General features: G+C 72.8%; 7 protein-coding genes. All 7 read right to left on the bottom strand.

The features are described from left to right. A partial coding sequence (gene ftsZ, locus G5C65_RS24725; protein WP_165301127.1) for a cell division protein FtsZ occupies window positions 1-1,154 on the bottom strand: 1,154 nt, incomplete at its 3' end. 387 nt (window positions 1,155-1,541) lie between these two features. Next, window positions 1,542-2,357: a cell division protein FtsQ/DivIB gene (locus G5C65_RS24720; RefSeq protein WP_165301126.1), complete on the bottom strand. Its 816-nt coding sequence runs from the start codon at window positions 2,355-2,357 to the stop codon at window positions 1,542-1,544. Between the two features lie 44 nt (window positions 2,358-2,401). Beyond that, window positions 2,402-3,496 carry an undecaprenyldiphospho-muramoylpentapeptide beta-N-acetylglucosaminyltransferase gene (gene murG / locus G5C65_RS24715; RefSeq protein WP_165301125.1) on the bottom strand — a complete coding sequence of 365 codons (1,095 nt, stop codon included), beginning with the start codon at window positions 3,494-3,496 and terminating at the stop codon, window positions 2,402-2,404. Between the two features lie 6 nt (window positions 3,497-3,502). After that, window positions 3,503-4,909 (bottom strand): putative lipid II flippase FtsW, encoded by a 1,407-nt coding sequence (ftsW, locus tag G5C65_RS24710; RefSeq protein ID WP_165301124.1) that lies wholly within the window; start codon window positions 4,907-4,909, stop codon window positions 3,503-3,505. Window positions 4,910-5,127: 218 nt separating this feature from the next. Continuing rightward, on the bottom strand, window positions 5,128-6,573 hold the full coding sequence (gene murD, locus G5C65_RS24705; RefSeq protein WP_338146633.1) for a UDP-N-acetylmuramoyl-L-alanine--D-glutamate ligase: 1,446 nt from the start codon (window positions 6,571-6,573) through the stop codon (window positions 5,128-5,130). Then, window positions 6,570-7,634 carry a phospho-N-acetylmuramoyl-pentapeptide-transferase gene (gene mraY, locus G5C65_RS24700; protein WP_165301123.1) on the bottom strand — a complete coding sequence of 355 codons (1,065 nt, stop codon included), beginning with the start codon at window positions 7,632-7,634 and terminating at the stop codon, window positions 6,570-6,572. The genes murD and mraY overlap by 4 nt, the downstream gene beginning before the upstream one ends. Beyond that, complete coding sequence (locus G5C65_RS24695) at window positions 7,631-9,067, bottom strand: UDP-N-acetylmuramoyl-tripeptide--D-alanyl-D-alanine ligase (protein WP_165301122.1); 1,437 nt, start codon at window positions 9,065-9,067, stop codon at window positions 7,631-7,633. The genes mraY and G5C65_RS24695 overlap by 4 nt, the downstream gene beginning before the upstream one ends. Window positions 9,068-9,127: the final 60 nt, after the last annotated feature.

The raw sequence follows: 9,127 nt of genomic DNA, 5'->3' as shown, positions 1-9,127 counted from the left end.
GCGGGCGGGGGGACCTCTCCGACCGGCGCCGACTCGCCGCGGACCGGCTCCTCCTCGCGCTCGCGCGGGGTGACCGTGCCCAGGCCGCCGAACGAGGGGCGCTCGGGCTCGGGCTCGGCCGGGGTCTCCTCCTGGTACGCGGCGGCGGGGGCCGGGGCCGCGGAGCTGCTCGCGCCCAGCGCCTTGTCGCCCTTCTTCGGCGGCGGCTGGCCGCCGTCGAAGCCGGCGGCGATCACCGTCACCCGGACCTCGTCGCCGAGCGCGTCGTCGATCACCGCGCCGAAGATGATGTTCGCCTCGGGGTGCGCGGCCTCGCTCACCAGCTGCGCGGCCTCGTTGATCTCGAAGAGCCCCAGGTCCGAGCCGCCGGAGATGGACAGCAGCACACCGCGCGCCCCGTCGATGGACGCCTCCAGCAGCGGCGAGGAGATCGCCATCTCGGCCGCGGCCACCGCGCGGTCGTCGCCGCGCGCCGAGCCGATGCCCATCAGGGCCGAGCCCGCGTCGGACATCACGGACTTGACGTCCGCGAAGTCCAGGTTGATCAGGCCGGGGGTGGTGATGAGGTCGGTGATGCCCTGGACGCCGGACAGCAGCACCTGGTCCGCCGACTTGAACGCGTCCAGCACGCTCACCTGGCGGTCGGAGATGGACAGCAGCCGGTCGTTCGGGATGACGATGAGGGTGTCCACCTCGTCCCGCAGGCCCGCGATGCCGTCCTCCGCCTGGTTCGCCCGGCGGCGGCCCTCGAAGGTGAACGGGCGGGTGACCACGCCGATGGTCAGGGCGCCGAGGGAGCGCGCGATGTTCGCCACCACCGGCGCGCCGCCGGTGCCGGTGCCGCCGCCCTCACCCGCGGTGACGAAGACCATGTCGGCCCCCTTGAGGACCTCCTCGATCTCCTCGCGGTGGTCCTCGGCCGCCTTGCGGCCGACGTCCGGGTTGGCCCCGGCGCCGAGGCCGCGGGTGAGCTCCCGGCCCACATCGAGCTTGACGTCGGCGTCGCTCATCAACAGGGCCTGCGCGTCGGTGTTGATCGCGATGAACTCGACGCCCTTGAGACCGACCTCGATCATCCGGTTGATGGCGTTCACGCCACCGCCGCCAATACCGACGACTTTGATGACTGCGAGGTAGTTCTGCGGTGCTGCCACGTCGAAGGCCTCTCGCCTCGAGTTACGTATCCCTGTGGGGCGGTTCGAACGCCGACCCGAACCCTAAGCGTGAAGTTTAGGGTTACCCGTGCCTGTCTTACTCGGACTCTCCGCAACGGACACTAAGTCGACAAGTGGTGGGTGTTCAACGAACACGCCGAACCTCCCGTTTTTCTTTTCACCCTATGTGATCAGGCAGAGGTCTAGCCATCCAGGGTGGTCACCAGCGAGGACGCCCGTCAACCGACACGGCTCGGGGGTGCCGGACACCAGCCACCTCGCCGACCCCGGCCGGGGGTACGGGGGTTGCCCCCCGGAAGAACGCAGCACCCTATGTGATCAGGCAGAGGTCTAGCCATCCAGGGTGGTCACCAGCGACGATGCCCGTCAACTCCTGGAGGCCGCCGGAGCGCTGGGGGCGCTGACGTCGAAGTGGCTCGCGGAGCTGACCGCCTTCATCAGCGCCGTCAGCGCCCGCGCCTTGGCCTCGCCCCGCTCGGGGCTCCCCCACAGCACCGTACGGCCGCGCGTCAGCTTCAGTGTGACGGAGTCGTAGGAGCTGACCCGGACCTCGCGGGTGGCCCGGCGCACCGGGTCCGGGAGCGCGGTCACCGCCCGTACGGCGGCGCGCCGCAGCCGGGCCTGCCCGAAGTGCCGCAGGCTCGCCGAGCGCTCCGCGGTCACCCTCAGCAGCGGCACGCCCTTGGGCGGGCTCCCGACTGTGGCGAATCGCACGCCCTCGGCGTCCACTTCAACGTACTTTCCGCCCCGTTTCATGGTCAGTTCGGGCTCTCTTTCGGTCACCTTGAGGCTGATTCCGTCCGGCCAGTCGCGGGACACATCGAGGCGGGCGACCCGGGGCAGCTCGGCGCGGACCCGGCGGGCGACGGCGCCGGTGTCGACGGTGACCAGCGGGGCGCCCTCCGGCACCGCCGCCGCGTCCTCGACCTCGCCCTCGCTCAGCGCCTTGGTCCCGCTGACCGAGACATGGCCGACCCGCAGCCAGGGCGAGCCGTAGAGCGCGTACACCGCGAAGCCGCCGAGCAGTACGGCCAGCACCCCGGTCAGGACCAGGGTGCGGCGGCGCGGCAGCCGCGGGCGGCGGGTGCGCGCCGTCCGCTGCCTGCCGCCCGCGCCGGACGCCGGACGGGGCCGCGGGCGCTGCCCCGCGCGCCGATCGGCGGTCTTCGTCGGTCCGGCCACGCGCACCCCTGCCTTCCCAGCGCTGCCCCGGCGGGCCCGGGGCCTCAGCCCTGGCCGCGCGCCGCGATCGCCTCGTACACCATGCCGACCAGCAGCTCGTCGGCGTTCGCCCGGCCGAACTCGGCCGCCGCCCGCGCCATGTCGTACAGCTTCCGCTGGTCGGCGAGGACCGGGAGCACATTGCCGTGGATCCACTCCGGCGTCAGCTCGGCGTCGTCGACGAGCAGTCCGCCGCCCGCCTTGACGACGGGCTGGGCGTTCAGCCGCTGTTCGCCGTTGCCGATGGGCAGCGGGACGTACGCGGCCGGCAGCCCGACGGCGGACAGCTCCGCGACGGTCATCGCGCCCGCGCGGCAGAGCATCATGTCGGCCGCCGCGTACGCGAGGTCCATCCGGTCCACATACGGTACCGGTACGTAGGGCGGCATTCCGGGCATGTCCTGCACATGGGGCATGTCATTCTTCGGGCCGACCGCGTGCAGCACCTGGATCCCGGCGCGCTGGAGGTGCGGCACGGCCTGCTGCACCACCTCGTTCAGCCGGCGGGCGCCCTGCGAGCCGCCGGACACCAGCAGCGTCGGCAGATTCGGCGACAGCCCGAAGGCGGCGCGCGCCTCGGGGCGCAGCTGCTCGCGCTTGAGGGTGGCGATGGAGCGGCGCAGCGGGATGCCGATGTAGCGGGCGCCGCGCAGCTTGCTGTCCGGGGTGGAGACCGCGACCCCGTGCGCGTACCGGGAGCCGATCTTGTTGGCCAGCCCCGGCCGGGCGTTGGCCTCGTGGACGACGATGGGGACACCGGCCCGCTTGGCGGCCAGATAGGCGGGCAGCGCGACATAGCCGCCGAAGCCCACCACGCAGTCCGCCTTGGTGCGCTCCAGGATCTGCTCGGTGGCCTTGATGGTGCCGCGCAGCCGCCCCGGCACGGTGATCAGCTCGGGGGTGGGTTTCCGCGGCAGCGGAACGGCCGGGATCAGCTCCAGCTGGTAGCCGCGCTCCGGGACCAGGCGCGTCTCCAGGCCGCGCTCCGTCCCCAGGGCCGTGATCCCCACGGTCGGGTCCTGCCTGCGCAGGGCGTCAGCGAGCGCGAGCGCGGGCTCGATGTGGCCGGCGGTCCCCCCACCGGCGAGTACGACGTGCACTCTGATTCACCGCTCTCCGGACGGCCGCCGCTCGGGGCGCCGTCTCATCGTCTTCCTACTCTTCCGGCCGGGGGTGCCCCCGTCGGGACGCGGCCCTGTCAGCCCGCCCCGCAGCAGGCGCTGCCACCGCGCGGGCTGCCGCATGGCCAGTGCGGCGTGCGCCGCCGGGTCGCTGCGCGCGAAGGCGATCAGCAGCCCGATGGCGTACATCGTCGGCAGCAGGGCGGACCCTCCGTAGGAGAACAGCGGGAGGGGGACGCCGGCGATCGGCAGCAAGCCGAGCACCGCACCGACATTGATCACGGCCTGGGCCGTGATCCAGGTGGTCACGCCTCCCGCGGCATACCTCACGAAGTCGTCCTCCGTGCGTCCGGCCACGCGGATACCCGCATAGCCTAGAGCCGCGAAGAGGGTGAGCACCGACAGCGTCCCCGCGAGACCGAGTTCCTCCCCGGTCACGGCGAAGATGAAGTCGGTGTGCGGTTCCGGCAGTTGGCCCCATTTCTCCACGCTCGCGCCGAGGCCCGAGCCGAACCAGCCGCCGGAGGCCAGGGCGTAGATCCCGTGCACCGCCTGCCAGCACTGGTCGTCGGGCCCCGGGTCGGTGGCGCCGATGCAGCCGAGGCGGGACATGCGGTGCGGGCTGGATGTGATGAGGAACGCACTCACGGTGGCGGTCACCGCCAGCACGGCGGCGAACATCCGGGTGGGCGCCCCCGCCAGCCACAGCAGACCGAAGAGCAGGGCCGTGAGGATGATCGCGGTGCCCATGTCCCCGCCGAGCATGATCAGCCCGAGCAGCAGCAGGGTGACCGGGACGAGTGGCACCAGCAGATGCTTCCACTGGGTGAGCATCCGCTTGTCGCTCTTCCGGGCGAGCAGGTCGGCGCCCCACAGCACCAGCGCGAGCTTGGCGAACTCGCTGGGCTGGATCTGGAACGGGCCGCCCAGGTAGATCCAGTTCTGGTTCCCGTTCACCTCGCGCCCTATCCCGGGCACCTGGACCAGGCACAGCAGGAACACCGAGCCCGCCAGCAGCGGGTAGGCCAGCGCGCGGTGCAGCCGGACCGGCATCCGGGAGGCCGCGAACAGCAGCAGGGTGCCCAGCCCGGCCGCCACCAGCTGCTTGCGGAAGAAGTACGTGGAGGACAGCCCGGAGCGCAGCGCCTCGATCTGCGAGGCGGAGAAGACCATCACCAGGCCCAGCGCGGTGATGAGCAGGCTGCCGCCGAGGATGAGGTAGTACGCCGTCAGGGGGCGGTCCCAGGCGCGCTTCGCGCGGGCGTACAGCCCCTGCCGGGATGCGAGGGAGCTTCCCGGAGAGCGCGGACGACGCGGGGGGCGCGCGGGGGCCGGGGAGCGCGCTTCGCGCCGTGCCGTGGGCGGCTTGGCGGATCGCGATCGAGCCGTCATCCGTATCCCTCCGTCTCGCCCGCGGCCCGGTCCGCGCGGATCGGCGAGCGGGCCCTGGGGTCTGTCCGATGGGTCATGTGCGCCCTCCGCGTCGTCTGGTGCGTGCACCCGCAAGGCGCCGGATCTCCCTCGCAGTGGGCCTGCTCGGGTGATCCGGCAACGCCGCGGATGTGCGTGCCAGGCGGCGCGGAGGGTGTGCATGACCCATCGGGCGGGCCCTAGTCCTCCGTCGCGCTCCGCTCAAGGGCCCGTACCGCCTCGGCGAACGCGTCACCACGCGCGTTGTAGTTGACGAACATGTCCATCGACGCGCACGCGGGGGCCAGCAGCACGGTGTCCCCCGGCCGGGCCAGGGCCGCCGCCTCGCGGACCGCCGCCGCCATCGCCCCAGTGTCCGTGCGGTCCAGGTCGACCGTCGGCACATCCGGGGCGTGTCGCGCGAGGGCCTGTGCGATCAGGTGCCGGTCGGCGCCGAGCAGCACGGCGCCCCGCAGCCGGGGCGCGGCGCCGCCCACCAGCTCGTCGAAGGTGGCGCCCTTGGCGAGGCCGCCCGCGATCCACACGACGGAGCCGTAGGCAGCCAGCGACGCCTCGGTGGCGTGGGTGTTGGTGGCCTTCGAGTCGTCCACGTACCCGACCCCGGCCACGTCCGCGACATGGGTCATCCGGTGCGCGTCGGGGCGGAAGGCGCGCAGGCCGTCGCGTACGGCGGCGGGCGCGACCCCGAAGGCACGGGCGAGCGCCGCCGCCGCGAGGGCGTTGGCGATGTTGTGCGGGGCCGGCGGCGTCACATCCGAGACCTCGGCCAGCTCCTGGGCCTGCCGCTGCCGGTCGGCGGTGAAGGCGCGGTCCACGAGGACGCCGTCCACGACACCCACCTGGGAGGGCGCCGGGGCGCCCAGGGTGAAGCCGATGGCGCGGGCGCCCTCGGCCACGTCGGCGCGGCGGACCAGCTCCTCGGTGGCCGGGTCGGCGGCGTTGTAGACGCAGGCGACCTCGTTGCCCTCGTAGATGCGGCCCTTGTCGGCGGCGTACGCGTCCATCGAGCCGTGCCAGTCGAGGTGGTCGGGGGCGAGGTTCAGCACGGCGGCGGAGTGCGGGCGCAGGCTGGGCGCCCAGTGCAGCTGGTAGCTGGACAGCTCGACGGCCAGCACGTCCAGCCCGGCGTAGGGCTCCTGCTCCAGCACCACGTCGACGAGCGAGACCCCGATGTTGCCGACCGCCGCCGTACGCAGCCCCGCGGCGCGCAGCATGCCCGCGAGCATCCGGACGGTGGTCGTCTTGCCGTTGGTTCCGGTGACGGCGAGCCAGGGCGGGCTGTCCGGGCCGCGCAGCCGCCACGCCAGCTCGACGTCGCCCCACACCGGAGCGCCCGCCGCTGCCGCGGCCCGGAAGAGCGGGCTGTCCGGCTGGAAGCCGGGCGTGGTGACGACGAGGTCCGTGCCCTCGGGCAGCGTACGGTCGTCGCCCAGCCGGACCGCGGCCCCCAGCTCCTCCAGCTCGGCCGCCTGGCGGCGCGGGCCCTCGCCGTCGCCGCCGTTGACGGCGGTGACCCGGGCGCCGAGCCGCAGCAGCGCCCTGGCCGCCGGGAGGCCGCTGACGCCGAGCCCGGCGACGGTGACATGCCGCCCGGCGAGGTCGCCGGCGAGGTCCTGGAAGCTCACTTGCTCGCCACCCAGCCCGCGTAGAAGATGCCGACACCGACGATGGCGCACATCCCCTGGATGATCCAGAACCGGACCACCACCAGGACTTCGGACCACCCCTTGAGCTCGAAGTGGTGCTGGAGCGGTGCCATCTTGAACACTCGCCTCCTGGTGAGCCTGAACGAGCCGACCTGAATGACCACGGACATGGTGATCAGGACGAAGAGGCCGCCGAGGACGGCCAGCAGCAGCTCGGTGCGGGAGGTGATGGCCAGGCCCGCGAGCGCGCCGCCGAGGGCGAGCGAGCCGGTGTCGCCCATGAAGACCTTGGCGGGCGAGGTGTTCCACCACAGGAAGCCGAAGCAGGAGCCCATCAGCGCCGCGGCGACCACCGCCAGATCGAGTGGATCCCGCACCTCGTAGCACGCCTGGCTGGCGCTGGCGACGTTCGCGCAGGACTCCTGGTACTCCCAGACGCCGATGAACGTGTACGCGCCGAACACCATCACCGAGGCGCCGGTCGCCAGGCCGTCCAGGCCGTCGGTGAGGTTCACGCCGTTCGACATCGCGAGGATCATGAACAGCGCCCAGACGACGAAGATCACCGGCGGCAGCGCCCAGCCGAAGTCCTGGGTGAAGGAGAGCTTCGTGGAGGCCGGGGTCAGCTGGCGGGCGTCCTCGAAGTTCAGCGCGAGGACCGCGAAGGAGATGCCGACGATCAGCTGGCCCGCCATCTTCGCCCTGGCGCGCAGCCCCAGACTGCGCTGCTTGACGATCTTGATGTAGTCGTCCAGGAAGCCGACCAGGCCCATCCCGGCGAACAGGAAGAGCACCAGCACCCCGGAGAACGTGGGCTGGCTGCCGGTGATCAGCTTGGTGAGGACGTACGCGATGATCGTCGCCAGGATGAAGGCGATCCCGCCCATCGTCGGGGTGCCGCGCTTGCCGTGGTGGTCGCGGGGACCGTCGTCCCGGATGAACTGGCCGTAGCCCTTCGAGGCCAGCAGCTTGATCAGCAGCGGGGTCCCGACCAGGGACAGAAAGAGTCCGATGACCCCGGAGAAGAGGATTTGCCTCATCGGGCGGCGACCCCGCCTTCGCTGCTCACTTCTCCGAGAAGCGCCTGAGCGACTCTCTCCAGACCGACCGAACGGGAAGCCTTCACGAGTACGACATCCCCCGCGCGCAGTTCCCCGCGCAGCAGGTCGACGGCCGCCTCAGCGTCGGACACGTGCACCGACTCCTCACCCCACGAACCCTCGTTCTTGGCGCCCATGTCCAGCCACGCGGCCTCCTGGCCGCCGACCGCCACGAGCTTGCTGACGTTGAGCCGGACGGCGAGCCGTCCGATCGCGTCGTGCTCGGCGAGCGCGTCATCGCCGAGCTCGGCCATCTCGCCCAGCACCGCCCAGGTGCGGCCCCCCGGTGCCCGGGCCGCCCCGCCCATGGCGGCCAGCGCGCGCAGCGCGGCCCGCATGGAGTCGGGGTTGGCGTTGTAGGCGTCGTTGACGACCGTGACGCCGTCGGCGCGCTCGGTGACCTCCATCCGCCAACGGGAGAGCGTGCCCGCCTCGCAGAGCGCGGTGGCGATCTCCCCGGCAGGCATGCCCAGTTCGTGGGCGACGGCCGCCGCGGCGAGCGCGTTCGACACGTGGTGCTCACCGTACAGGCGCAGGGTCACCTCGCCGCACCCGGTGGGGGTGTGCAGGGTGAAGGCGGGGGTGCCGCGCGCGGTGAGCCGGACATGCTCGGCGCGTACGTCCGCCTCCCGGTCCTCGCCGAAGAGGACCACCCGTGCGGAGGTACGGGTGCGCATGGCGCGGACCAGCGGGTCGTCGGCGTTCAGCACCGCGACGCCGCCCTCGTCCGCCGCCGGCAGCACCTCGACCAGCTCGCCCTTGGCCTCGGCGATCCGCTCCCGGCTGCCGAACTCGCCGATGTGCGCGGTGCCGACGTTGAGGACCACGCCGATGCCGGGCGGGGTGAGCCCGGCGAGGTAGCGGATGTGCCCGAGGCCGCGCGCGCCCATCTCCAGCACCAGGTGCCGGGTGTCCGCGCCGGCCCGCAGCGCGGTGAGCGGGAGGCCGATCTCGTTGTTGAACGACCCCGGCGGCCACACCGTGGGCCCGATCCGCTCCAGCAGCTGGGCGATCAGGTCCTTGGTGCTGGTCTTGCCGCTGGAGCCGGTGAGGGCCACGACCCGGGTGCCGAGCGTGGCGGCCGTATGGCGGGCGAGGGCGCCCAGCGCCGCGGTGACGTCGTCGACCACGACGGCGGGGACGCCGGCGACGGGCCGGGTGGCGAGCACCGCGACCGCGCCGGCCTCCACGGCCGCGCGCGCGTAGTCGTGGCCGTCGACGCGCTCCCCGGCGAACGCCGCGAAGAGGCTGCCGGGGCCCGCCTCTCGGGAGTCGATCACCACGGGCCCGGTGATCCGCGCCGCCGGGTCCGTTATGCCGTGCTGCCGCCCGCCGGTCAGGGCGGCGATCTCTGCGAGGGAGAGGGGGATCATGGGTTCTGGTTGTCTGTCCAGTGAGGTGTCGCTGCTGCGGGGGACGGGGGGTGCTGGGGG

The organism is Streptomyces boncukensis, assembly GCF_011045075.1.
Taxonomy (GTDB): domain Bacteria; phylum Actinomycetota; class Actinomycetes; order Streptomycetales; family Streptomycetaceae; genus Streptomyces; species Streptomyces boncukensis.
Note: the sequence above shows the minus strand (reverse complement) of the source record. Positions and strands in the feature narration are given on the sequence as shown.

Excerpts from the sequence above, each read along its gene's own strand:
- G5C65_RS24695 (WP_165301122.1), bottom strand. The coding sequence starts at position 9,067 with ATGATCCCCCTCTCCCTCGCAGAGATCGCCGCCCTGACCGGCGGGCGG.
- mraY (WP_165301123.1), bottom strand. The coding sequence starts at position 7,634 with ATGAGGCAAATCCTCTTCTCCGGGGTCATCGGACTCTTTCTGTCCCTG.
- ftsW (WP_165301124.1), bottom strand. The coding sequence starts at position 4,909 with ATGACGGCTCGATCGCGATCCGCCAAGCCGCCCACGGCACGGCGCGAA.